Genomic DNA, 24,121 nt, shown 5'->3' with positions numbered 1-24,121 from the left:
CCTAAAATCATACTGCACTGCAACCTTTGCGGAGGAAAGCCCGCCGCACAACCAGCGCGAGCTTAACCTTTAAGACGCGATATGAATTTTTGAAGAAGCGACCCGGGACCATTCCGGTCCAGCCGGTCGAACCGAGGACTGTTGTCAATGAATGTCGTCATCGTCGAATCGCCGGCGAAGGCCAAGACCATCAACAAATATCTTGGCAAGGGCTATGAGGTTTACGCATCCTTTGGCCACGTCCGCGATCTGCCGGCCAAGGATGGCTCGGTCGATCCCGACGCCGATTTCGCCATGCTCTGGGACGTCGACGTCAAATCGGCCAAACGTCTTTCGGAGATCGCGAAGGCCGTCAAGGACGCCGACAAGGTCATTCTGGCGACCGACCCGGACCGCGAAGGCGAAGCGATTTCCTGGCACGTGCTGGAGGTCTTGAAGGCGAAGCGCGTTCTTAAAGACAAGCGCGTCGAGCGCGTCGTCTTCAATGCGATCACCAAATCCGCCATTCTCGAGGCCATGCAGCATCCGCGCGAGATCGACGTGGCCCTCGTCGACGCTTACCTCGCGCGCCGGGCGCTGGACTATCTTGTCGGCTTCAATCTCTCTCCGGTGCTATGGCGCAAGCTGCCCGGCGCGCGCTCCGCCGGCCGGGTTCAGTCGGTCGCCTTGCGCCTCGTCTGCGACCGCGAACTCGAAATCGAATCCTTCGTCGCGCGGGAATATTGGTCGATCGTCGCCCATTTGAAGACGCAGGCGGGCGCGCCATTCACCGCCCGGCTCGTCGGCGCGGATGGCAAGAAGCTGACGCGCCTCGACATCGGCGCGGGACCCGAGGCCGAGGCCTTCAAGGCGGCGCTGGAGAACGCCGCCTTCAAAGTCGCCGAGGTCGAGGCAAAGCCCGCCAAGCGGCACCCTTACGCGCCCTTCACCACCTCGACGCTGCAGCAGGAAGCCTCGCGCAAGCTCGGCTTCGCCCCCGCACGCACCATGCAGCTGGCGCAGCGCCTCTATGAAGGCGCCGACATCGACGGCGAGACGGTCGGACTCATTACTTATATGCGAACCGACGGCGTCGATCTTGCGCCCGAAGCCATCACGAGCGCGCGCTCCGTCATCGCCCGCGAGTTCGGCGACGCCTATGTGCCCAAGGCGCCGCGCAAATATACGGTGAAGGCAAAAAACGCGCAGGAAGCGCATGAAGCGATCCGCCCGACCGATCTGACCCGGCTGCCAAAGCGCGTCATGCGCGCCCTGGAGCCGGACCAGGCGAAGCTCTATGAGCTGATCTGGACGCGCACCATCGCGAGCCAGATGGAATCGGCCGAGCTCGAGCGCACGACCGTCGATATTCTGGCGCAAGCAGGCGAGCGCAAGCTCGATCTGCGCGCGACAGGCCAGGTCATCCGCTTCGACGGCTTCTTGAAGCTCTATCAGGAAGGCCGCGACGACGAGGAAGACGAAGATTCAAGCCGTCTCCCGGACATGGCGAGGGACGAGCGGCTGACCAAGGAGCGCATCGACGCGACCCAGCATTTCACCGAGCCGCCGCCGCGCTTCACCGAAGCGACGCTGGTGAAGCGCATGGAAGAGCTCGGCATTGGCCGGCCCTCGACCTATGCCTCAACGCTGGCGGTGCTGCGTGAGCGCGACTATGTGCGGATCGAGAAAAAACGTCTTTACCCCGAGGACAAGGGCCGTCTCGTCACGGCGTTTCTTGAAAGCTTTTTCACGCGCTACGTCGGCTATGACTTCACCGCCGACCTGGAGGAAAAACTCGACCGCATCTCCAATCATGAAATCGACTGGAAGCAGGTGCTCCGCGATTTCTGGCTCGATTTTTCCGGCGCTCTCGCCGGCACCAAGGATCTGCGCACGACGCAGGTGCTGGACAGCCTGAATGAGATTTTGGGGCCGCATATTTTCCCCGCGAAAGCGGACGGATCGAATCCACGCGCCTGCCCATCCTGCGCGGACGGCCAGCTGTCGCTGAAGCTCGGCAAATTCGGCGCCTTCGTCGGCTGCTCGAATTATCCCGAGTGCAAATTCACGCGCACGCTCGCGGGCGGCAATGGCGAAAACGCCGAGGCCGTCGAAGGCGATCGTCCCGGCGTCAAGGTGCTTGGAATCGACCCCGAGACGGGTGAGGAGGTCACGCTGCGCGACGGGCGTTTCGGCGCCTATGTGCAGCAGGGAGAGGCCGAAAAGCCGAAGCGCTCGTCCCTGCCGAAGACGATTTCTCCCGGCGATCTGACGCTGGAGCAGGCGATCGGGCTTTTATCCCTGCCGCGCGAAGTCGCCAAGCATCCCGAGACGAAAGAGCCTGTCGTCGCGGGCATCGGACGCTACGGTCCATACGTCCAGCACGGCAAGACCTACGCCAATATTGGCAAGGACGAGGATATTTTGAGCATCGGCGGCAATCGCGCGATCGATCTCATCATCGCCAAGGAAAGCGGGCTCACCGGCCGGCGCTTCGGCGCTTCGGAAAGCGCGCCCGCCCGGGTCCTTGGCGAACATCCGTCCGGCGGTCCGGTCACGATCAAGGCGGGGCGTTACGGACCCTATGTCAGCCACGGCAAAGTCAATGCGACCTTGCTGAAGGACGCCGACCCCACCACATTGACGCTTGAGGGCGCCCTGGAGCTTCTGAGCGCCAAGGCGTCGGGCGGCGGCGGTCCCATTCAGGGGCGCCTGCTTGGCGAGCATCCGTCAGGCGGCCCGATCACGGTGCGGGCCGGACGATTTGGCGCTTATGTCAATCACGGCAAGACCAACGCGACCCTCAAGGCGAACGCCTCGGCAGAGACGATCACGCTGGAGGAAGCGATCCGCCTGATCGAAGACAAGGAAGCGGCTGGCGGCGGAGCGAAAAAGAAAGCCGCCGCGCCGAAGAAGACAGCTGCGAAAGCCGCGCCCAAGACAAATGGCGCCAAGGCGGGCGCGTCGAAAGCCGCCGCGTCGAAAGCGAAAGCCTCCGAGGGGGACGACGACGGTCCGCCTTTCGAGCCGACGGCAAATCTCAAACCCGCGCCGGCGCGAAAGCCTGCGGGCTCACAAAAACCCGCCCCTAAACCAGCGGCGGATAAACAGAAAAAGGCCAAACACGCGTGAATAAACCCGCCGGTCCAGGAAAGTCCGGCTCCAAGGCTGCGCAAGGCGCGCAGCAGACCCCTCGCCCCGCGCCCTCGCGGGAAGATATCGTCGCCTTCATCGCCAGAGAGCGGGAGGCGCAGGGCGAGCAAATGTCTTCCGGCAGATCGCCGGCGAAAATCAGCAAGCGCGAGATCGCCCGCGCCTTCGACATCAGGGGCGATGACCGCATCGCCCTCAAACGGCTCCTGAAGGAACTCGAAGCCGAAGGCGCCATCGAACGCCGCCGCAAAGGGCTGCACAAGGCTGGGCTTTTGCCTGCGACCGTGCTCGCCGACTTTTTCAGCCGCGACCGCGACGGCGATTTTCTCGCCGCTCCCGTCGATTGGGACGCGGCGCAAGGACCGCAGCCGAAAATCATCGTCGGCATCCCGCGCAGGCAAAGACCGGGGGCGCCGGCGCCTGGCGTCGGCGATCGCGCGCTTTTGCGTGTCGAGCCCCTGCCTGACGCAAAGCCGGGCGAGCCCGCCTATAGCGGGCGTGTCGTTAAGCTTCTGGAACGCGCCAGATCGCAGATTCTCGGCATTTTCCGCGAACGGCCGGGTGGCGGCGGCCGCGTTTTACCGGTCGACAAGAAGAACGCCAATCGCGGCGAACTCGACGTACATCCCGGCCAGGAGGGAGACGCGCGCGAAGGCGACCTCGTCGCCGTCGAGATTTTGCGTACCGGACGGCTCGGCCTTCCCTCGGCCCGCGTGCGCGAGCGCCTTGGCGCTTTCGACAGCGAAAAGGCGGTGAGCCTCATCGCCCTCCACACCCATAAGATCCCCAATGTCTTCCGGCCCGAGACCATCGCGGAGGCTGATCGCGCGCGCCCCGCGACCATGGATGGGCGCGAAGACTGGCGTCAAATCCCGCTCGTCACCATTGATCCGGCCGACGCCAAGGACCACGACGACGCGGTTCACGCCGAAGCCGACCCTGACCCCAATAATCGTGGCGGCTTCATCCTGCGCGTCGCCATCGCCGATGTCGCGGCCTATGTCCGGCCCGGCTCGCCGCTCGACCGCGACGCGCTGGAGCGCGGCAATTCGGTCTATTTCCCCGACCGCGTCGTGCCGATGCTGCCGGAGCGCATTTCAAACGACCTCTGCTCGCTGCGGCCACATGAGGACAGGCCTGCTCTCGCCGTGCGCATGGTCGTCGCGGCGGACGGACATAAGCTCACGCACAGCTTTCATCGCGTGATGATGCGCTCGGCGGCAAAGCTCGCCTATGGCCAGGCGCAGGCGGCGATCGACGGCGCGGCCGACGAGGCGACAGCCCCGCTCGTCGCGGGCGTGCTGGCGCCGCTCTATGAGGCCTACGCCGCGCTGAAACGCGCCCGCGATGCGCGGGGGCCTTTGGACCTCGACCTGCCCGAGCGGAAAATCATCCTCAACGAAGAAGGCGGAGTCCACAGCGTCGTCATTCCGACGCGGCTCGACGCGCATCGGCTGATCGAGGAATTCATGATCCTCGCCAATGTCGCGGCGGCCGAAACGCTCGAGGCCAAGCATCAGGCGCTGATCTATCGCGCGCATGACGAGCCTTCGGTCGAAAAGCTCAACAATCTCGCGGAGTTTCTATCCTCGATCGGGATCAAGCTCGCGAAGGGGCAGGTTATCAGGGCCGAGCAGTTCAACGGCATTCTGGCTCAGGTCAAGGACACCGACAATGAGCATCTCGTCAATGAGATCGTTTTACGCACACAGGCGCAGGCTGAATATGTAGTTGAAAACTATGGCCATTTCGGCCTTAATTTGCACCGCTACGCGCATTTTACCTCACCGATCCGCCGTTACGCCGACCTCATCGTCCATCGCGCGCTGATCTCGGCGCTTCGTCTTGGCCCCGACGGCCTGCCCCCAAATGCGCGGGAAGAACTGACCGAGGTCGCGGCGAAGATTTCCGCCGCCGAACGCAGAGCCATGGCGGCCGAGCGCGAGACCATCGAAAGGCTGATCGCGGCGCATCTTGCCGACAAGGTCGGCGCGACCTTCGAGGGACGCATTTCAGGGGCGACCCGCGCCGGCCTCTTCATCCGGTTGCACGACACCGGCGCCGACGGATTCATTCCAGCCTCGATGCTGGGCGATGATTATTTTCGCCATGACGAGCGTTTGCACGCGCTGATCGGCTCGCGTACCGGTAAGATGCATCGGCTCGGCGACATCGTCACGGTGAAGCTGGTCGAGGCGGCCCCGCTTGCCGGGGCCTTGCGTTTCGAACTTTTGAGCGCGGGCGGTCCCCGCGCCCCAAGGACCGCGCTCAAACAGGCCGGCAAAGGTGAGAAAGCGCAGCGTCATAACCGCTCATCGAGATGAACGCAGGGGCAATTCATGTTGGACAATGGTGTAATCACCGTTTCGAGCCCTCATACGGTCGAGGAAACGGTCAGCCGCTTCGAGGCCGCGCTCAAAGCGCATAAGGTGACGCTCTTCGCCAAGATCGACCACGCGGCGGGCGCGGGCGAAGCCGGCATGACTCTTCGGCCGACTTTGCTGTTGATTTTCGGGAGCCCCCGCACGGGCACGCCGCTAATGCAGCACAATCAGGAGATCGGCCTCGACCTGCCCATGAAGGCGCTTATCTGGCAGGACGCCGATGGCAAGGTTTGGCTTTCCTCAAACGATCCAGCATGGCTCGTCCGCCGGCACCGCCTTGGCGACGCCGTGGAGGAGACGGTTGCAGCTCTTGAAAACGGCCTCGCCGTGCTCACGCAAGAGGCCAGCGCCGGTTGAGGTTCTGGCGGTCGCTTCAGATCTCGCCGGTCGATCGGCGTTTGCTGCTCAACCCACAAAAATGTCAGCGGGCCGATCCGTAAGGATCAGCGCGCCGATCGCAATTAGCAGGAACGGCAAGATCCATTTCGCCATCTTCTCAAGGAAAGACCGCGAAATCGGGTGGCGCGCAAGCAGTGCGGCCAGCGCGCTCATCAAAATGGCGACCGCCATCGCGGCGATGAAACAGGCGGGAACGAAGGCCGGCTTCAAGTCCGCGAAGAGCGGCGTCAGCACGCTGACGCTGTCGCTGCTGTTCGCCAGCAGGACCGTCGCAAACCCGAGATAGGCGTAAAGACCGATTGGACCTCGCGGCTCGCCAATCAATTCGTCGTCACGGCCGGCCTGGTTCATGCCGAGCTGGCTCGTGATGAGTTGCATGAGCTGATAGCCGCCGAGCCCAATCGGGATCAAGCCAAGATAGCGGATGCTTTCCGCCGGCAGGGCGTCGGCGGCGCGAGCCAGGGCGAGGCTGACGGCGAGGACCGTCACACAGACCAGAACGAATGTGAGCCGCACGAAAGAAGGGTGGTAGCCGGGCCTCGCGCCATAGGCCGAAAGGACGACCATATTGTCGAAATTGGTCGATCCATAAGAAATCGCCGCCGCGCTCGCGACGCTCAGGGCCTCGATCAGCATCTGGGGTGAAGCAAAAGCGCTCAATGCATCGCCTTCGGGAGGGGCCGCTGATCGCGTTCCGGCCTTTGACAGGCCATCGCGGGCGGATGAATCGACATGGTTTCGGAAAGAGGAAGTCGAATCAAGACGATGGGCGTCAGCGCCGGAAATCCTGCCTGGCTCCTCTGATTCATGACACAACAGACTAAAACGCCACGATGGCGGACTCAAGCTGCGCTTTGCCGGAATAATCAGGATGCGGGGGCGTTTCCTCGGTGGCGACGAGCGTGCCCGCCGCGGTTCTCATCGCGTCTCGCCCGGCGCGCAAGAGGGCCGGCGAAGCGGCCATTGGCCACGCAATCGAATTGCCTCACGCCTTTTCATTGTATTACCGTGCCAATGGCGGTCCGCTGGCCTTAACACATGATTCTGGAGACGTAAGAATGGCGAAGCCGACACAGGCCGACGCGGAAGCCGCTGTCAGGGTGCTGATCGAATGGGCGGGCGATGATCCAGATCGCGAAGGCCTCCTCGACACGCCCGGACGCGTGGCGCGGTCTTATCGTGAGCTGTTCGCGGGATACGCGACCGACCCACGAACGTACCTCGAACGCACATTCGAGGAGGTTGGCGGTTACGACGAGCTTGTCGTGATGCGGGACATTCCCGTCGTCAGTTTTTGCGAGCACCATATGCTTCCGGTGATCGGCCGCGCGCATGTCGGTTATCTGCCGAGCAATCGGGTGGTCGGCATCTCAAAGCTCGCCCGCGTTGTGCATGGTTTTGCGCGCCGGCTGCAGATCCAGGAGAAACTGACCGCCGAGATCGCAGACGCCATCCAGGACATTCTGGAGCCGAAGGGCGTTGGCGTGGTGATCGAGGCCGAGCACAGCTGCATGACGCTGCGCGGCGTCAACACGCTCGGAACCACCCTCACAACCAGCCGCCTGCGCGGCATCATCCGGGACGACCCGCGCACGCGCGAAGAGTTTCTGCGCCTGACGCGAGCCTAGAGCGCTTTCCGATCGAATGGAGTCATTCGATCGATCAGAAATCGCTCCAGATTCAAAAACTTGAGCATATCCTTGTCGATCAGATCGAACCGATCTGATCGGGATATGCTCTCGCCGACAGGTTCGACCAGCGGCCTTGGGAGGCGAGCGAACTGCTCCGCGACATGATCGTCCTCGATATGATGGACGATCTCCTTCATACTGATCGCGCCGTCGGCGCCGGTCAGCGCCGAAAACCTCGCAGGCCATCTCGTGTCGCGTCGCCGCAACAATTTTTGGGCCCTTATGCTTGCTTGAAATCATGCGACGCACGCAACATCGGAAAGCCGCCTCAAAAGCGGCTTCAGCTCGGCAACTTCAATGATGCATGATGGCTGGGGGACCTGGATTCGAATTGGTTTTACCGATGAATCAAGCTAAATCGAAGCCTATGGGGACAAGCAAAGAAGCTGAAGAGCTGGCCGCGAAGATCGGGGCTAAGATTAAAGAGTTGCGGCTGGCCAAAGGCTTCGCGACGCAGGATTCGTTCGCCAAGAAACTCGGCATGAAGGCGGACGGCGTCTCGGCATATGAGCGCGGAAATAACCTGATTCAGCTCGTGAAGCTAAGCGAGATGGCCCAAATTCTCGGCGTGACCCCGAACGATATTCTTGGTTTTAAGCCTGGATCGGCAGGGCAGATGCGCCAGGTTACAGGTATTCTTCTAGAGCGCTCATGTGTGGCGCTAGGGGTGCCGGAGAAGCGAGCGAGGGCTCTGGCAGAAACAGTTCTTGCAGTTCTAGATAGTCCTGCAATTCACACATCTGGCATCCCGTTAGAGGACATTGTTCGCATTTTGGCCGACGACGCAATTCGTCGATCTTTGCTGTCAGCGCGGAGCTGACCAACACCCTAATAGATCGCGCATTCTTGATGATTCTTGCAATGTGAAGATGTAGCTGAACGCTCTTTGCGACGGCGTAGGTATAATGTGCTCTTTGAAGGGCACGATCATCTATCGGCCTTTTTGACTCCACCCCGCTAGCTGAAGGCAGGCAGTTTCCGCACAGGTAACTTCCTCCGGCAGTGGAGCGCCGGCGACCGGCTCTGGGTGCGCGATCTTGATGAATTCTCCGGCAAGGATATCGCGGAGAAGACCGTGGATGCCGGATATGCCGCGCCGTGGTGTCCGCTCCGATTCGAAGCCGATAGCGCGCTAGATGGCGATTGGGCGAGATTTGAGAATGGGCCGAACACAGCCGTTCCTGGGCGGCTTCGCCATAGCCGCTTCATGCCACGTTGGGCTTCCCGCCTGACGCTGATCGCAGCCATTATTTCAGCCGAGACCCAGCTTTGGCGCAGTCAGCCATCGCGAAATTAGAACTCGCACGCCCTACCAAAACGTGAACATGTTCGGCAAACCGCGTAGCAAACCGTGTGCAGCACATCTAATCTCGGAATATCATAAGCTATTGATTTCAGAGTGGCTGGGGGACCTGGATTCGAACCAAGATTGACGGAGTCAGAGTCCGCTGTTCTACCGTTGAACTATCCCCCACCGACCCATCTTCGAGGGCTTTCGCTGGGCCGCCCGGCAATCGGATCTATTGGCGCGATAGCGCGAGCGGAGATGTCATCTAGTTCTTCGCCTCGCCGCTGTCAACGTTTCGCCACGGCCAAGCCGGCCGTTATCGTCCTCATGACGCGACGGCCTTTTCGCCGTTCAGGGGGTTGGCTGGATCCCAGCGGTAGCGCACGGTCTCGAAGCGCATGTCGAGCGCGTCGAAGAGCACCAATCTGCCGATGAGGCTTTCGCCAAAGCCGACAATCTCGCGCACGACTTCAAGCGCCATCATGGAGCCGAGTATGCCGGTCAGGGCGCCAAGAACCCCGATCTCCGCGCAGGAGGGAGCGACGCCCTCGGGCGGGGGCTCCGGAAACAGGCAGCGATAGGTCGGATTGGGTTCGCCTGTGACGCTTGATTCATAGGGGCGCAGCGTCGTCAGCGATCCGTCGAAGGCGCCGACCGCCGCCGTGACAAGCGGGCGCCGCTCGTGGAAGCAGGCGTCGGAAACAACGTAGCGGGTCGCGAAATTGTCCGACCCGTCGGCGACGACGCCATAGGCCGCGACGAGTTCACGCGCATTCTCGGCGCTGAGCCGTGTTTGATGCCGCCTCACCAGGACATGCGGGTTCAGCCTTGCGATCGCCGCGGCTGCGCTGTCAACTTTCGGCCGTCCGACATCCTGCGTTCCGTGCAGCACCTGGCGCTGCAGGTTCGAGAGCGAGACGACGTCATCGTCGATGACGCCGATCTCCCCGACGCCCGCCGCGGCGAGATATTGCAGGAGAGGCGCGCCGAGGCCGCCAGCGCCGACGACGAGGACGCGCGCGGCCTTGAGCTTCTGCTGACCCGGACCGCCGACGCCGCGCAGAACGATGTGGCGCGCATAGCGCTCGATTTCTTCTGTTCCCAGGATGACTTCGGTCAACGCGGGCGGCGCCTTTCATTGTTGCGAAGCTAATATGGCGAAGGCGGCGGAAATTGCGAGCCGCCGGCGATCGAAAGCAGCCGTCAGCAGACCGGCAATAAGCGCTTAATCTATTGCAGTTTGAACGCAAGCTATAGAATATGAGCGGGCTCCGTTCGAGGCGGAAGCACATAAAATCTCAGATGCGGGGGACGGATAATGGGGAAAAGGACAAAAATGCTCGCCGCGGCGCTCGTTTTATCGGGCGCGATGACCGCGGCGGCCTGGTGTCAGGGGCTCAGCGAACAGCAAGAGGCGGCGGACTGTCAGGGCGACGCTTTGCGGCTTTGCGGCCCCTATATTCCTGATCACGCGAAAATTCACGCCTGTCTGGTCACCTACAAAGTCTATCTAAGCCCGGCTTGCCGTTCGATCATCGCACCGGCAAAGCATCGTAAGCATAGCTATTAAGCTTTCCCGGCGATGGACGCTTCAGCTCTGAGCTTTGCACATAAAAGCGCAGCGCCAATGGCGCGGCGCGTGAAGCGATAGCTTGAGGCGCCTCGCGCTTTCGCCTAAGAGAGGCCGGGGCTGGGAGATTGGACGATTCTCAACGAAACGATAGGATGAAACATGCAGATTAATTTGACGCGCGCAGTCGTCGCTACTGCGTTTTTGTTGGCGGGCTCCGCCGGGGCGCTCGCTCAGCACGCCTGCCATGATGACGCCTTCCGCTTTTGCCGCAACGTCATTCCCGATCACGCGCGCATCCAACATTGCCTGGAGCGCAATATGTATCACCTGCATGCCGCCTGCCGGGCGGAATTCAAGAGAGGATAAATCCGCGCGTCGCGGCGTCGAGACGCCGCTGCGGGTAGAAGGTTCCTCAGCGGAGCCGCGGGCCGGCCGCGTCAGGCCGCCCGCGAGAAGGTCGCGACGGCGTCGCAAACTTCATCGACGATCCGCTCGACGAGATCGAGATTATCGCCTTCGCCCATCACGCGAATGACGGGTTCTGTGCCCGATGCGCGGATCACGAGGCGGCCCGAACTGCCGAGTTTCTGGCGCCCCGATTCAATTGCGCGGGCGACGTTCGCGTCCTCCAGGGGTTTGCCAGCGCTGACCCTGACGCTCTTTAGCACCTGCGGCGAAGGCTCGAAGCGATGGCAGACCTGGCTGACCGGCTTTGATTGGCGTTTGACGACCGCGAGCAGTTGCAACGCCGCCACGAGTCCGTCGCCTGTCGTGCAATAATCCGCGAGGATGATATGGCCGGATTGCTCGCCGCCGAGATTATAGCCGTGCTGGCGCATATGCTCCAGCACGTAGCGGTCGCCGACAGCCGTGCGGGCAAGCGACAGGCCGATCCCCTGGAGATAGCGCTCGAGCCCGAGATTGGACATCACAGTCGCGACGACGCCGGGCTGCGACAGGCGTCCATCTTCCTTCCAGCTCTCGGCGATCACCGCCATCAATTGATCGCCATCGACGATCTTGCCCATTTCGTCGACGATCAGCACGCGGTCGGCGTCACCATCGAGCGCGATCCCGATATCGGCGCGCATCTCGCGCACCTTCTTGACGAGGGCAAGTGGCGTGGTTGAGCCGACGCCGCGATTGATGTTGAACCCGTCCGGCTCGACGCCAATCGAGAAAACCTCGGCGCCCAGCTCCCATAAAGCCTCCGGAGCGACCTTATAGGCGGCCCCGTTGGCGCAATCGACAACGATGCGCAAACCCTCGAGGGAAAGGTTGCGCACCAGCGTCCTCTTGGCGAATTCGATGTAGCGGGCGCGGTCGCCCTCGACGCGCATGGCGCGCCCGAGATCGGCAGGCTTCGACAATTTCAGTGCGAAATCCTTGTCGAGCATCGTCTCGATCTTGGCTTCGACTTCATCCGACAATTTGAATCCGTCAGGTCCGAAGAGCTTGATGCCATTATCTTCGAAGGAATTGTGCGAGGCGGAAATCATCACGCCGACATCGGCCCGCATCGAATGCGTCAGCATGGCGACGGCGGGCGTCGGCATCGGTCCGAGCAGAAGGGAATCCATGCCGACTGAGGCGAAGCCCGCCACCATCGCATATTCGATCATGTAGCTTGAAAGTCGCGTATCCTTGCCGATCACCGCTCGGTGGCGATGGTCGCCGCGCTGAAACAGGACGCCGGTCGCCTGCGCGACCTTCATGGCCAGCTCCGGCGTGATGACCGAGTTGGCCTGGCCTCGAATTCCATCCGTTCCAAAATGTTTGCGAACCATCAATCAGCTTTCCTTGCAATTCTTCCTGCGCGTTCGGGCTCAAACAACCCACCGAGGCTCGCCTCAACGCCTTCCTCACGTCAACGCCCTGGCATTACACGGGGTCGTGATCAGCGGGCGCCGGCCTCATTCAAACTCCCAACTTGCATTCTGCTGCTGATTGGCATTTACAAGCGGATTTTTTGGCGCGGCGTTCAGGCGCGGGCCGATCTCAATATAGCCACCGATAATCGCCAGACTCCAGCAGAAGAGTTATTTTATAATCAATCACGCCAATTTTGTGGGAAAGCTACGTGATGAGGCATTTCGAAACACTCTTCAGGGTCCTGCTCGGCGCCTGCGCGGCCGGTTTTCTTTGCGGCGCCGTCGCTGGCGCGTCGCCGCGCGCCGAGGCGGCGGGCGCGCCGGAGCGCCTTGCGCAGAATTTTGGAGCTCCTCCCGGCGACGTTGGCGACGGCCAGCCGGACGATGCGTCTACCCTGCTCGTGCGGATTGATCGCCTCGAAAGCCAGATGCGCCAGATGAATGGCCAGATCGAGCAATTGCAGTTTCAAAACCACAAGCTTGAGGATCAGCTGAAGAAGTTCCAGGAGGATGTCGATTTCCGGTTTCAGGATAGCGGACGGCCAGGCGCCGCGGCGCCGTCCGCCGCGAAACCGCAAAAGCGAAGCGACGCGATCGACAATCTCATCGACGCCGGAGATCAGCCCGGGGAGCCGCCCTCCTCCGCGACCCCGCCCAGCGTGACGCCCGGCTCCGCGCGCCCGTCGCGACGCGGCGACGCCTTCGATCCGTCAAATGACCCCAACGCTCCAGGCGCGCCCCGGACGCTCGGAAGCGCCCCGCCATCGCCCGCCGCCAGAGTGAGAACCACCGCCCTCCCGGACGCGGCCTCTCCCGACGCGCCGCTCGATCTATCCGGCGCGAAATGGCGCGCCGCTCCCGCCGATGCTCCGGCGAGCGGCTCCCCGGCCACGGCCACTCCGCCAGTCGCGGCGCTGACGACGCCAAACAGCGTCGCGCCGGGCGCCGCGCCGATCAATCCGGTGAAAGAGGAGTTCGATGTCGCCTACGGCTATCTCCGGCAGAAGGAGTATGAAAGCGCGGAAAAGAGCTTCGCCGCCTTCATCCAGAAGAATCCCAGGAGCAGAATGACGGCCGACGCGACCTATTACCTTGGCGAGAGTTTCTTCCAGCGCAACCGCCCGCGCGAGGCCGCGGAGCAATATCTCAAGATGTCGACGCAATACGCGACGTCGCCGCGAGCGCCAGAGGCGATGCTGCGGCTTGGCCAGTCGCTCAATGCGCTTGGCGCAAAGGAACAGGCCTGCGCGACATTCGCCGAGATCGGCCGCAAATATCCAGGCGCCTCGGCGGCTGTCAAAGCCGGCGCGGATCGGGAGGCTAAACGCGCCCAATGTTGAATGTTGACAGCGCGCGTCCGGGCAGAGGCGGCGAACCGCCGCCGCGCGCGCAAAGACGCGCGGCCAGCATCCAGGCGTTTTCGCCGGAGGCGATCGCGCGGCTGTTTCAAGCATGGGAAAACGCACAAAGAATTCTGCTCGCCGTGTCGGGCGGCCCTGACTCTGTTGCTTTGATGCTGCTCGCGGCCGAATGGGCGCGGCGCAGGCCGGGCGCGCCGTCCCTTCACGTCGCCACCGTCGATCATGGCTTGCGCGAGGATTCCCGCAGAGAGGCGGAAGCCGTGGCGGTTTGGACTGCGCGACTGGGCCTGACGCATGACGTTCTCGTCTGGAGCGGCGCCAAGCCGAGGTCGAAAATCCAGGAGCTGGCGCGCGAGGCCCGCTACGCGCTTCTCTTCAGCCATGCGGCCCGCATTGGGGCCGAGATCGTCGCAACCGCCCATCATGCCGACGATCAGGCTGAGACGATCCTGTTTCGCCTGCTGCGCGGAAGCGGGCTCGGCGGGCTTTCCGGGATGGCCGCCTCCGCGCGGCGGCAGGGCCTGATGCTCTCGCGCCCGTTGCTGGAGCTCCCCAAGGCGGAGCTGATCGCATTCTGCGAGGCGAAAGCGCACCCGTTTTTCGCCGATCCCTCAAATCGCAATCCCGCCTACGCCCGCACGCGGCTGCGTGCGCTTGGCGCTATGCTGGCCGAAGAAGGCTTGAGCCGCCACGCGCTTCTGCGGCTCGGGCGCCGCGCCGCGCGAGCCGAGGCCGCGCTGGCGGCACGCGCGGAAGCCGCCGGCGGCGCCCTCGACGCCCGCCGCGAGCCGGGCGGCTTCTCGGCCGATTTCACCGCCCTCGCCAATGAGCCAGAGGAAATTTTTATGCGCGTTCTGGCAGCGCAGATTACCGTGCTCGGGGGTCAGGGCCGGCCGCTCCGGCTCGACCGGCTGGAAGCGCTGACCGCGGCCGTGCAGGGCGCGCTGCGCAAAAACCAGCCCTTTGCGGCGACGCTTGCCGGTGTGGCGCTCAAGCTTGGCCGGGATGGCGCTCTGGTTCTCCAGACCGAAAATCCGCGCCGGCGGGGACGTGGCGCGCCAAAAAAAGAGCCGCCAATGGCATGATGCGGCGCGGTATTTGCCTTGGCGCAAGCGTTCCCCTTGGCAATGGCGCCTCTGACGCCTACATTATCGTTCTAATCGCCGGACTCACAGTGAGTTTTTCTTTCGACGGGCGATCGACCATCCGGTTTGAATGGCCCGTAGCAGGACGTTGAGATGAATCCGAATTTCCGTAATTTTGCACTGTGGGTGATCATCATCCTTCTGGTGGTGGCGCTTGTCATGCTGTTCCAGAATCCGGGACAGCGCACGGCGTCGCAAGACATCACCTTCAGCCAATTGCTGACCGAGGTCGACCAGGGGCGCGTCCGCGAAGTCACTATTTCGGGCAATGAGATCACCGGCCATTTCAGCGATAACCGGGCCTTCTCGACCTATGCGCCGAACGATCCGACGCTGGTGCAGAGCCTCTATAAAAAGAATGTTTCGATTTCGGCGAAGCCGCCGTCCGATGGCAATAACTGGCTCTTGACGCTGCTCGTCAACGGGCTCCCCCTGATCGCCATATTCGGCGTGTGGATTTTCCTCTCGCGGCAGATGCAGGGAGCCGGCGGCAAAGCCATGGGCTTTGGCAAATCGAAGGCGAAGCTTTTGACCGAGGCGCATGGGCGCGTGACCTTCGAGGATGTCGCGGGCGTCGACGAGGCCAAGGAGGATTTGCAGGAGATCGTCGAATTCTTGCGCGATCCCCAAAGATTCCAGCGTCTTGGCGGCCGCATTCCGCGCGGCGTTCTGCTGATCGGACCGCCCGGCACGGGTAAGACGCTGCTGGCGCGCGCCATCGCGGGCGAGGCCAATGTGCCCTTCTTCACGATTTCGGGCTCCGACTTCGTCGAAATGTTCGTCGGCGTCGGCGCGAGCCGCGTGCGCGACATGTTCGAACAGGCGAAGAAGAACGCGCCCTGCATCATCTTCATCGACGAGATCGACGCGGTCGGCCGCCATCGCGGCGCCGGCCTTGGCGGCGGCAATGATGAGCGCGAGCAGACCTTGAACCAGCTGCTCGTCGAGATGGACGGCTTCGAGGCGAATGAGAGCATCATTCTGATCGCCGCGACCAACCGTCCCGACGTGCTCGACCCCGCCCTGCTGCGGCCGGGCCGCTTCGACCGCCAGATCGTCGTTCCCAATCCCGACGTCGTCGGCCGCGAGCGCATCCTCAAAGTTCACGTGCGCAAGGTGCCTCTGGCTCCGGACGTGGAATTGAAGGTCGTCGCGCGCGGCACCCCGGGCTTTTCGGGCGCCGATCTCATGAACCTCGTCAACGAAGCCGCGCTGCTCGCGGCGAGGCGCGGCAAGCGCGTCGTGACCATGGCCGAATTCGAGGATTCGAAGGACAAGATCATGATGGGCGCGGAGCGCCGCACCATGGTGATGACCGAGCAGGAGAAGATGCTCACCGCCTATCATGAGGGCGGGCACGCCATCGTCGCCCTCAATGTTCCGGCGACCGATCCCGTGCACAAGGCGACGATCATCCCGCGCGGCCGCGCGCTCGGCATGGTCATGCAGCTGCCTGAGCGCGACAAGCTCTCGACCAGCTATGCGCAGATGACCTCCCGGCTCGCGGTCTGCATGGGCGGGCGCGTCGCCGAGGAAATCATCTTCGGCAAGGACCAGATCACCTCCGGCGCGCAATCCGACATCGAGCAGGCGACCAAACTCGCCCGCGCGATGGTGACCCGCTGGGGCTTTTCCGAGGAACTCGGCACCGTCATGTATGGCGAGAACCAGGAAGAAGTCTTCCTCGGCTATTCGATGGGCAAGCAGCAGACCATTTCCGAGGAAACGGCTCGCAAGATCGATTCAGAGGTGCGCCGTCTTGTCGAACTCGGGCTCTCGGAAGCCAAGCGCATACTGACCGAGAAGCGTCAGGATTTGGAGACCCTCGCCAAGGGCCTGCTGGAATATGAGACTCTGTCCGGCGACGAGATCATCGGTTTGTTGCAAGGACGCAGGCCCGTCCGCGAGAACCCCGAGGATACGACGACGCCGCTTCGCGGCTCGCCGGTGCCGACGACCGGCGTCGGCGTCAGGCCGAAACCGGGTCCCGAGCCCGGCGGTCTGGAGCCGCAACCGCAGGCCTGAGCCGGCGGGGGATTTTAAGAATGACAGGGCTGCTTCGCATGTGAGGCAGCCCTTTTTATTGCGTCAAGCCGAACGAAAAGCGGCGAGGATGCCAAAGCAAGAGACGTTTCCGGCGCCGGCGGAGGTTAAATGAAGCATTCCCTATCGCTGTATTCTTTCTTCGGCATGCTCGGTCTCTCCTTCGCCGCCGCCGGCTCCGCCGCGGCGCAGAGCAAATCCGCTGATGGACCGACCATCAAAAGCAATCCCGCGGCCCAGGCGCAGTCTCTCAAGCAATTCAAGGACTGGACGATCGGCTGCGACAATCTCAGGACATGCACTGCGCTCGGGCTCCTCCCCGATCAAAACGCGGGCGCCTATGTCAAGGTCAGCCGCACGGGCGCCGGCGACGATCAACCGGTCGTCGCCTTCACTGTCGATGCCGAAAACCCAGCGAAAGCGCCGCAGTTGAAGGTGCTGCTCGACGGCATGACTGGACCCGGCCTCCCCTCCAAACCGCTTCCTGCTCGTCAGGACGGCGATTTCGTAACGGCCACTTTGACGGGGGATGGCGCCCGCGCCTTCCTCGAGGCCCTGCGGCCGGCCAAGACGCTCACGGTTCAATTGATCGACGGAGCGAGCACTGGCGATCCAGCAATCATATCGCTCGCTGGCTCCGCCGCTGCGCTGCTCTATATGGACGCGCAGCAGAACCGGCTCGGCACGGTAACGGCTTTGGTTCAGCGCGGCAGCGCGCCCGCTTCATCCGTTCCCGCCGCGCCGGCGCCTCCAAGCATAGCGGCGATCACGATGAGCGAGATCAAAACGGCGCCAAAGCGCCCCGCGGGGATTCACCTGTCGAAAGATGAGAGCTGCAAGGATTATGACCCGATCGTGGTCCGCCTGTCTCCCGATCAGACCCTTTGGGGCGTCTGCGAGCAGGCCGCGGCGTATAATTTCCGCTATCGATTTTGGATTGCGGACGCGGGACGAGCGACGCTTGCCGCCTTCAAAATACCCGGGAAGTCCGATGCCGATCCGGCAGAACTGGTCAGTCCCTATCTTTTGGAGGACGGCCTGACGCTTGGCGCGGAGGATAAAGGGAGAGGAGTTGGAGATTGCGGCGAGATCAGCGAATGGGCCTGGGATGGCGCGGCTTTCCAGCTGATCCGCTTTAGGCAAATGAATGAATGCCGCGGCGTTTCTTCGAATGATTGGCCGGCGCTCTATACGGCGAAGGCGGCGCGCGCGAGATAGCTCAAACTCGGCGCAACCACCGCTTTCAGAGCGCCAGGCCCTGACGCAATTCGACAGATTCCATGACACCCGCCAATCAGGGGTCTTAAGCGCCCTGATCGGCTTGCGCGAAAACCCGCCATAGCAGCGGCGAGTCAATCCGCCGTGTCGAGGATGAGCCGGAGATGGCCACTCCGGCGAAATGGCGTTGCCTTCACAACGTCAGGACTGCGAGCCGGCAAGCACGGTGACCGCGCGGCGGTTCTGCGACCAGCAGGAAATATCGTTGCAGACGGCCACCGGGCGTTCCTTGCCATAGCTGATCGTATGGATGCGGGACGCCGGAATGCCGCGCGCCACCAGATAGGCCTTGGCGGCTTCGGCCCGGCGTGCGCCGAGCGCGAAATTATATTCGCGCGTGCCGCGCTCGTCGGCGTGGCCCTCGACGGTGAAATTATATCTCGCATATTGCTGCAGCCAGCGCGCCTGCTTGTCGAGCGTCGCCTGCGCCGTCGAGCTCAATTCGCTGGAGTCGCTATCGAAGAAGACCCGGTCGCCAACGTTGACCGCGAAATCCTGCGGACTGCCGGGCGTCGCCGCCCCTCTTGCGCCCCCATTGAGGCCGGCGAGGGCGTTTGGATCCTCAGCGGGGTTTTTGGCGCATGCCGCAATCGCCAGGGCGGCGCCCAGCACGGCGGCGATTTTCAACTCGCGCCTCCGTTCGAGAAAGCTCATCCCCAAAACTCCTTGTGTGATCGCACGATAGCCCTTTCGTAAAGCCCCGACCGTTAAAAGAAGGTTCCGTCAACCTTGATCCGAGCTTATCAGACCCTGTTGCATTTGAGTAATCAAGCCCAATGGTTAACAGAAAGTTAATCCCCCATAACGCCAAGCCAAGCTGAACGGCCAGTTCAGACTAGAGCTAAAGGTTCGGCGTTCCAGACGTGTCGGGAGCGCCGGATAGGCTTGGATGGCCGGTATATCAGGCGCCGGAGCCATCATAATCCGGGCCTGCCGCTGCCAATTGTCGCGGCCGTCGCCGAAGCCCGATCCATTCGCGAAGGTGATCTGGCTCCTCACTTTTTGTTTCGCCACATGATTTGATCCAGGAACTCTGCGGCTCCTGACGGCGCGCTCTTGCCCGCGCGGCGTTCACGTTCCTTCTAAAGCGAGAAAGTTGCGCGGCGCTGATCGTCCGCGCCGAGAGAAAGGTGTCGCCCGCTTAATGCGCGAGGCGCTCGAGCAGGTCGCGCACATGCACCTGATCGGCCTTATAGTTGCCTGTCAGCGTGTACATCACGAGGTTGACCCCTCCGCGCAAGGCGAGTTCATGCTGGCGTGCTCCGCCGGGGGTCAACGCATAAAGGCTCTCGCCATCGGGGTCGCTCGCCCATCCTCCCGCAAGGTCGTTCGAGGTGATGATCACCGGCGAGACGCCATCGCCGGACCGCGCCGGTCGCGCGCTCCCATCGGCTGGAGCCGGCGGCAGGGCTTCGATCCAGGTGACCCCATTGACGTAGCGGCCAACGAAGCCGTCGAGCAGATAAAAAGTTTTGGTGACGACGTGGTCCGCGGGCACTGGGGCGAGTTCGGGCACGTCGACGCCATCGAGCAATTGCCGCAGCCATTGCGCCTCAGGGGTCGGCGGCCCGTCCGGACGCGCCGTCAGCGCATCACGGGTGTCGAAAATAATGGTGCCTCCAAGTCTCATGAAGGCGCTGATCTTGGCGATAGCCTCCTGCGATGGCCGCGGGCGCCCGGCGACGATCGGCCAATAGAGCAACGGATAGAAGCTGAGTTCGTCGCGCGCAGGATCGACGCCAACCGGCTCTCCCGGCGTGAGGGACGTCCGCCGCGCCAGCACCCGCGACAGGCTGAGGAGGCCTTGCCGGCTCGCCTCATCGACCTTGGCGTCGCCGCTGACGACATAGGCGAGACGGGTCGTTAGCGCCGAATTGATGTCGCGCTGCGAAATCGCCGGGCTCGAAGGTTCGGCCTGCGCCCGCATCGGCCCCGCGACACATCCGCAGGCGATGAGAAACGCCGCAAGGCCCGCGACGGCCCGGCGCGAGGGGCGCAGCGCCCCCGATAGCCAGAGCGAGGCCAGCGCGTCGAGACAGAACAGAAGGAACGCCGCGGCGATCAGGAAGGGCCTGAGATCGACCGGCTCGGCGCCGCGCAGAAAATTGGGCGCGAGGCCAAGGCGGCCAAAATCCAGCGCCGACAAGGTTTCCCCGGCGAGCAGCGTGTTGACGGCGAGAGGCGCATTTTGCGGGCCGTAAAATCCAGGCAGATGCTCCGCGTCCGCCGCGCCCGCAAAGCCGATCGGGATGGGTTTTGCGCTGGCGGGCGGCACGCCAAGGACGCCATAGCCGTCAAGCGTTCGCGTCGGCGCAACGGTGCGCGGCTGATCCGCGCTCGCGGCGAGCGCGTCCTTGTCGCCGGCTTTGGCCGCGTCCGTTTGCGCTTTCTCGGCTTCCACCCCGGTGGCCGCGCCTTGACCCGTTTCTCCAGACAGATCGACGATCTTGCGCAGCATATCGACGAAAAGGCCCGACAGCGGCAGGTTCGACCATGTGGTGTCGGCCGTCACATGAAAGAGAATGGTCATTCCTTTGCCCATGCGCATCGCCGTTACGAGCGGCGTGCCGTCCGAGAGCTGCGCCAGCGTCTTGGCTGGCAGGCCGGGATCGGGCTCGGCGAGCACCTGGCGCGTGACAGTCACTTCATCTGGAACGTTCAAACCAAAGAAAGGACTTGAACGCTCGAATGGCGCGAGCTTTTTCGGCGTGTCCCATGACATCGACCCGCCGAGCACGCGCCCGCCCCGGCGCAGCCGCACGGGAACGAGATCGTCGGAAGCGTTGGCGAGCCGGGTGCCGGCGAAGCGGACAAGGATGCCTCCATCCTCGATAAAATGCCGCAGTTCGTCATGCGTCGGCCCCGAGACGGCGCCGATATCGGCGAGGACCATGACGGCGACATGCTCCTCGAGCAAGGCATGGATCGGATCGCCGACGCCGGGCCGCGCCTCGCGCACGTCTGCGAAGGGAGAGAGCGCCTTCTTCAGATAATAATTCGGCGCGAGCAAGGGCTGCGACACGTCGGCGGCCTCCCCGCTGACGATGCCGACGCTACGCCGGCGCCAGCGCTCATCGAGCAGCGAGACCGCTCCCGCCGAGTGCTCGCCGGCGATTTCGAGCCGCACGATGTCGTTGCGCAATTCGACCGGCAGGTCGAACCGGGCGGTGGTGGCGGTCTTTCCGGCAAAATCGAAAGGGGCGGCGCCGATGGCGAGGCCCTTGAGGTCGAGCGCGCGAACCTCACCTTGCTCGGCGCCCGCGACGGCGGACCGCAGCACGCCCACTTCGAGGCCTCCCGCCAGATTTTGCGGCCCCGAGAGCGCCCTGACCGGATTGGGGTCGGTGACGATGGAGAGGTGTTTCGCCGCCCCCGCGAGGCCGGCAGCGAAATCGCCCGCATGGCCGCGCTCGAGGCCGTCGGCGATCCAGACGACCGAGCTTTCGTCATGGGCGGCGATGAAAGCCTTAATCGCGCCGAGCGCCGGCAACCGATCCGGCGCATAAGGCGCGGGCTTGATCGCGCGCAGCCGCTCGAGCGCCTTGTTCGCCTCAAAGGGAAGAATTTCGCGCGGGCCGTCGGAAGTCGCGACGATGGCGACCGGTCTTGACCGTTGCCCTGCCGCCTGGATGCGCTGCGCGGCCGCCTCGATCCGGCGATCCCAGCTCGGGGCCGCCGGCCAGCCGTCATCCAGCACGAGCAACAGCGGCCCCGCCCCCGCGGCGACCGGCGCAGGGTTCAGCACAGGGCCAGCCATCGCGAAAATGATGCAGGCGGCGATCGCGAGGCGCAGAATCAAAAGCCATAAGGGGGTTCGCCGCGGGGTCTGATTGGCCGGCAGCAGATCAAGAAACAGCCGCAACGGCGGAAATGGCACCTGACGCGGGCGCGGCGGCGTGACGCGCAGCACATAATAGAGGAGCGGCAGACCGATCAGCGCGGTGAGGGCGAGGGGAACCGTGAAAGCGAGCGGAATACCAAACATCAAAGGGCCAGACCCGCGGAGGCGTTATGGAAATGGGCGTCGAGATGCATCCTCAATGCCAGCAAGGCCTCGGACGCAGGCCGGTCGGTCCGGTGCAGCAGCAAGGTCCAGCCGCGCGCCCGGGCCGCCGTCCGGATCGCCTCGCGATGGGCTTCAAGACGCCGGATATAATCGACGCGCAAGGATTCGGCATCGCCGACGCGCAGGCGCGCGGGGGAATCGACATCGATGAATTCAGTATGGCCGGAGAAGGGAAATGTCTCCTCGACCGGGTCGGCGATCATGATGAGATGACCGCGCGCGCCGCGTGCGCCGATCTTTTCGATCGTCGCGGCGATGGCGGCGGGATCACTGAGAAAATCCCCGATCAGCACGGCCTGCGAATTCCGCGGCAGGCTGTCGGAGGCCGGCAGCTCCGCCGCCTCATGATCGGACCCGCGCTGTAAAATCTCGCTGAGCAAAGCTTCCGCGAAGCGCTCGACGATATTGCGGGCCGCGACGGGCCGGACGAGGCCAAGAAGGCCGACGCGCTCGCCGCCCCTGATCAATAAATCGGCCGTCGCGAGGCCAAGCACCAGCGCGCGATCAATTTTCGGCTGCAGCGCCAGTTTCGAGACGAAACGCATCGAGGCGGAGCGGTCGATCCAGACCATCACCGTATGCGCCGCTTCCCATTCCCTTTCGCGCACATAAAGCCTGTCGTCGCGCGCCGACCGGCGCCAATCGATGCGATTTTTCGATTCCCCCGCGTCGAAGGGCCGGAACTGCCAGAAGGATTCGCCAACGCCGGCGCGGCGGCGCCCGTGAACGCCGTGGAGCACGCTGGCGGCAACCTCCCGCGCGGCGACGACAAGGTTCGGAAAACGGCGCGCCAGAGACAGCGCCTCGTCCTGCTGGCGGCCGGCGAGGCGGCCTTCATCGCGGTCGAGGAGCCGGACCTCCGCCATGTTCAGCGCAGCCGTTGTGTGAGCTTGGCGATGAGATCGGTGATCGTCTCGCCTTCGGCGCGGGCGGAAAATGTCAGCGCCATGCGGTGCTTCAGGATCGGCACGGCGAGCGCCGCGACATCGTCGTTCGAGGGCGAGAGCCGGCCGCCAATCAAGGCGCGCGCCCGGGTCGCCAGCATCAGGGCCTGCGCCGCGCGTGGACCCGGCCCCCAGGCGATATGCTGCGTGATCGCCGGATCGCCTTCGCCCGGACGCGCCGAGCGCACGACGTCGAGGATCGCTTCGATGACGCTGTCGCCGATCGGCAGCCGTCGCACCAGCCGCTGAATGCCCATCAACTCCTCGGCGTTGATCACATGCCTGGCTTCGGCCTGGGCCGCGCCCGTCGTTTCGACCAGAATGCGCCTTTCGGCGGCGCGGTCTGGATAGCCGACGTCGATCTGCATCAGGAAACGGTCGAGCTGAGCTTCCGGCAACGGATATGTGCCCTCCTGCTCGAGCGGATTTTGTGTCGCCAGAACATGGAAAGGCTGCGGCAGGTCATGGCGCTCGCCCGCGACCGAAACGTGATATTCCTGCATCGCCTGAAGCAGGGCCGACTGGGTGCGCGGACTGGCGCGGTTGATCTCGTCGGCCATCAGCAATTGGGCGAAGATCGGACCTTGCACGAAACGGAAGCTGCGCCGCCGGTCGCTCGATTCTTCCAGGACCTCGGAGCCAAGGATGTCCGCCGGCATGAGATCCGGCGTGAACTGCACGCGGCGCGCATTGAGGCCGAGCACAATTCCAAGGGTCTCGACGAGCTTGGTCTTGGCGAGGCCCGGCACGCCGACGAGGAGGCCGTGGCCACCCGACAGAAGCGTCACCAGAGCTTCTTCCACCACCTGGGTCTGGCCGAAAATGATCGTTTCGATCGCAGCCCGCGCGGCCGCGATGCGATCCAGCGCGGTTTCGGCGCTGCGCTCCATGGCGGCTTCGAAGGAGGCTGTCACTGCTTCTGCCATAGGATCCCTTTTTCTTGAGC

At 63.4% G+C, this 24,121-nt stretch carries 18 protein-coding genes and 1 tRNA gene; 10 read left to right on the top strand and 9 right to left on the bottom strand.

All coding sequences use genetic code 11. The annotated features are described in order from the left end of the window. The first annotated feature begins 147 nt into the window (after positions 1 to 147). The 3 genes from topA to SIN04_RS19770 are packed head-to-tail and all read left to right on the top strand — an operon-like array spanning position 148 to position 5,873. A complete protein-coding gene (gene topA / locus SIN04_RS19780; protein WP_341264172.1) occupies positions 148 to 3,111 on the top strand; it encodes a type I DNA topoisomerase in 2,964 nt (987 codons plus the stop codon). After that, positions 3,108 to 5,456, top strand: coding sequence for a ribonuclease R family protein (gene rnr / locus SIN04_RS19775; RefSeq protein WP_423135987.1), 2,349 nt, complete (start codon positions 3,108 to 3,110; stop codon positions 5,454 to 5,456). The genes topA and rnr overlap by 4 nt, the downstream gene beginning before the upstream one ends. Before the next feature lie 15 nt (positions 5,457 to 5,471). Then, complete coding sequence (locus tag SIN04_RS19770; protein ID WP_134492063.1) at positions 5,472 to 5,873, top strand: DUF302 domain-containing protein; 402 nt, start codon at positions 5,472 to 5,474, stop codon at positions 5,871 to 5,873. A gap of 48 nt (positions 5,874 to 5,921) precedes the next feature. Here the strand turns inward: SIN04_RS19770 and SIN04_RS19765 are convergent, their stop codons facing one another. Continuing rightward, complete coding sequence (locus tag SIN04_RS19765; RefSeq protein ID WP_134492061.1) at positions 5,922 to 6,575, bottom strand: cadmium resistance transporter; 654 nt, start codon at positions 6,573 to 6,575, stop codon at positions 5,922 to 5,924. A 398-nt stretch (positions 6,576 to 6,973) separates the two neighbouring features. Here SIN04_RS19765 and folE point away from each other — a divergent pair, with 398 nt between their 5' ends. Beyond that, on the top strand, positions 6,974 to 7,543 hold the full coding sequence (gene folE, locus SIN04_RS19760) for a GTP cyclohydrolase I FolE (protein WP_134492059.1): 570 nt from the start codon (positions 6,974 to 6,976) through the stop codon (positions 7,541 to 7,543). Here the strand turns inward: folE and SIN04_RS19755 are convergent. Then, positions 7,540 to 7,743 (bottom strand): hypothetical protein, encoded by a 204-nt coding sequence (locus tag SIN04_RS19755; protein ID WP_134492057.1) that lies wholly within the window; start codon positions 7,741 to 7,743, stop codon positions 7,540 to 7,542. The two genes, folE and SIN04_RS19755, sit on opposite strands and share 4 nt — an antisense overlap. A gap of 194 nt (positions 7,744 to 7,937) precedes the next feature. On the opposite strand from SIN04_RS19755, the gene SIN04_RS19750 reads away from it, so the two are divergent. After that, positions 7,938 to 8,426: a helix-turn-helix transcriptional regulator gene (locus tag SIN04_RS19750; RefSeq protein WP_341264171.1), complete on the top strand. Its 489-nt coding sequence runs from the start codon at positions 7,938 to 7,940 to the stop codon at positions 8,424 to 8,426. 580 nt (positions 8,427 to 9,006) lie between these two features. Here SIN04_RS19750 and SIN04_RS19745 read toward each other — a convergent pair. Beyond that, a tRNA-Gln gene (locus SIN04_RS19745) sits at positions 9,007 to 9,080 on the bottom strand. A 139-nt stretch (positions 9,081 to 9,219) separates the two neighbouring features. Further along, positions 9,220 to 10,014 (bottom strand): HesA/MoeB/ThiF family protein, encoded by a 795-nt coding sequence (locus SIN04_RS19740; RefSeq protein WP_134492053.1) that lies wholly within the window; start codon positions 10,012 to 10,014, stop codon positions 9,220 to 9,222. A gap of 198 nt (positions 10,015 to 10,212) precedes the next feature. Between SIN04_RS19740 and SIN04_RS19735 the strand changes: the two genes are divergently transcribed. Next, positions 10,213 to 10,464, top strand: a complete 252-nt coding sequence (locus tag SIN04_RS19735) for a hypothetical protein (protein WP_134492051.1) — start codon at positions 10,213 to 10,215, stop codon at positions 10,462 to 10,464. A gap of 440 nt (positions 10,465 to 10,904) precedes the next feature. On the opposite strand, the gene glmM is transcribed toward SIN04_RS19735, so the two are convergent. Further along, the gene (glmM, locus tag SIN04_RS19730; protein ID WP_134492047.1) at positions 10,905 to 12,254 is read right to left on the bottom strand and encodes a phosphoglucosamine mutase; all 1,350 of its coding nucleotides are present in this window, start codon (positions 12,252 to 12,254) and stop codon (positions 10,905 to 10,907) included. 296 nt (positions 12,255 to 12,550) lie between these two features. Between glmM and ybgF the strand changes: the two genes are divergently transcribed. The 4 genes from ybgF to SIN04_RS19710 all read left to right on the top strand — a co-directional run bounded on the left by ybgF (position 12,551) and on the right by SIN04_RS19710 (position 18,105). Continuing rightward, the gene (gene ybgF / locus SIN04_RS19725) at positions 12,551 to 13,678 is read left to right on the top strand and encodes a tol-pal system protein YbgF (protein ID WP_134492045.1); all 1,128 of its coding nucleotides are present in this window, start codon (positions 12,551 to 12,553) and stop codon (positions 13,676 to 13,678) included. Beyond that, the gene (gene tilS / locus SIN04_RS19720; RefSeq protein ID WP_341264170.1) at positions 13,672 to 14,784 is read left to right on the top strand and encodes a tRNA lysidine(34) synthetase TilS; all 1,113 of its coding nucleotides are present in this window, start codon (positions 13,672 to 13,674) and stop codon (positions 14,782 to 14,784) included. Before ybgF ends, tilS begins: the two co-directional genes overlap by 7 nt. Before the next feature lie 153 nt (positions 14,785 to 14,937). After that, positions 14,938 to 16,869: an ATP-dependent zinc metalloprotease FtsH gene (gene ftsH / locus SIN04_RS19715; protein ID WP_134492041.1), complete on the top strand. Its 1,932-nt coding sequence runs from the start codon at positions 14,938 to 14,940 to the stop codon at positions 16,867 to 16,869. A 129-nt stretch (positions 16,870 to 16,998) separates the two neighbouring features. Beyond that, entirely contained in the window at positions 16,999 to 18,105 is a 1,107-nt protein-coding gene (locus SIN04_RS19710) for a DUF1176 domain-containing protein (RefSeq protein WP_341264169.1), read from the top strand. A 201-nt stretch (positions 18,106 to 18,306) separates the two neighbouring features. Here the strand turns inward: SIN04_RS19710 and pal are convergent, their stop codons facing one another. From pal to SIN04_RS19690, 4 genes are all read right to left on the bottom strand, one after another. After that, positions 18,307 to 18,819, bottom strand: coding sequence for a peptidoglycan-associated lipoprotein Pal (pal, locus tag SIN04_RS19705; protein ID WP_134492035.1), 513 nt, complete (start codon positions 18,817 to 18,819; stop codon positions 18,307 to 18,309). A gap of 487 nt (positions 18,820 to 19,306) precedes the next feature. Next, positions 19,307 to 22,150: a DUF4159 domain-containing protein gene (locus SIN04_RS19700; RefSeq protein ID WP_134492033.1), complete on the bottom strand. Its 2,844-nt coding sequence runs from the start codon at positions 22,148 to 22,150 to the stop codon at positions 19,307 to 19,309. After that, positions 22,150 to 23,097, bottom strand: coding sequence for a DUF58 domain-containing protein (locus SIN04_RS19695; protein ID WP_134492031.1), 948 nt, complete (start codon positions 23,095 to 23,097; stop codon positions 22,150 to 22,152). The genes SIN04_RS19700 and SIN04_RS19695 overlap by 1 nt, the downstream gene beginning before the upstream one ends. A gap of 2 nt (positions 23,098 to 23,099) precedes the next feature. Beyond that, entirely contained in the window at positions 23,100 to 24,101 is a 1,002-nt protein-coding gene (locus SIN04_RS19690; RefSeq protein ID WP_134492029.1) for an AAA family ATPase, read from the bottom strand. Between the last annotated feature and the right edge of the window lie 20 nt (positions 24,102 to 24,121).

It is taken from the genome of Methylocella tundrae, from assembly GCF_038024855.1.
Taxonomy (GTDB): Bacteria; Pseudomonadota; Alphaproteobacteria; order Rhizobiales; family Beijerinckiaceae; genus Methylocapsa; species Methylocapsa tundrae.
The sequence above is the reverse complement of the archived record's forward strand: the minus strand, read 5'-3'. Positions and strand labels throughout refer to the sequence as shown.

Excerpts from the sequence above, each read along its gene's own strand:
- folE (WP_134492059.1), top strand. The coding sequence starts at position 6,974 with ATGGCGAAGCCGACACAGGCCGACGCGGAAGCCGCTGTCAGGGTGCTG.
- pal (WP_134492035.1), bottom strand. The coding sequence starts at position 18,819 with ATGAGCTTTCTCGAACGGAGGCGCGAGTTGAAAATCGCCGCCGTGCTG.
- tilS (WP_341264170.1), top strand. The coding sequence starts at position 13,672 with ATGTTGAATGTTGACAGCGCGCGTCCGGGCAGAGGCGGCGAACCGCCG.
- SIN04_RS19755 (WP_134492057.1), bottom strand. The coding sequence starts at position 7,743 with ATGAAGGAGATCGTCCATCATATCGAGGACGATCATGTCGCGGAGCAG.
- SIN04_RS19695 (WP_134492031.1), bottom strand. The coding sequence starts at position 23,097 with ATGGCGGAGGTCCGGCTCCTCGACCGCGATGAAGGCCGCCTCGCCGGC.
- SIN04_RS19710 (WP_341264169.1), top strand. The coding sequence starts at position 16,999 with ATGAAGCATTCCCTATCGCTGTATTCTTTCTTCGGCATGCTCGGTCTC.
- SIN04_RS19735 (WP_134492051.1), top strand. The coding sequence starts at position 10,213 with ATGGGGAAAAGGACAAAAATGCTCGCCGCGGCGCTCGTTTTATCGGGC.
- topA (WP_341264172.1), top strand. The coding sequence starts at position 148 with ATGAATGTCGTCATCGTCGAATCGCCGGCGAAGGCCAAGACCATCAAC.
- SIN04_RS19690 (WP_134492029.1), bottom strand. The coding sequence starts at position 24,101 with ATGGCAGAAGCAGTGACAGCCTCCTTCGAAGCCGCCATGGAGCGCAGC.
- ybgF (WP_134492045.1), top strand. The coding sequence starts at position 12,551 with ATGAGGCATTTCGAAACACTCTTCAGGGTCCTGCTCGGCGCCTGCGCG.
- SIN04_RS19770 (WP_134492063.1), top strand. The coding sequence starts at position 5,472 with ATGTTGGACAATGGTGTAATCACCGTTTCGAGCCCTCATACGGTCGAG.
- glmM (WP_134492047.1), bottom strand. The coding sequence starts at position 12,254 with ATGGTTCGCAAACATTTTGGAACGGATGGAATTCGAGGCCAGGCCAAC.
- ftsH (WP_134492041.1), top strand. The coding sequence starts at position 14,938 with ATGAATCCGAATTTCCGTAATTTTGCACTGTGGGTGATCATCATCCTT.
- SIN04_RS19700 (WP_134492033.1), bottom strand. The coding sequence starts at position 22,150 with ATGTTTGGTATTCCGCTCGCTTTCACGGTTCCCCTCGCCCTCACCGCG.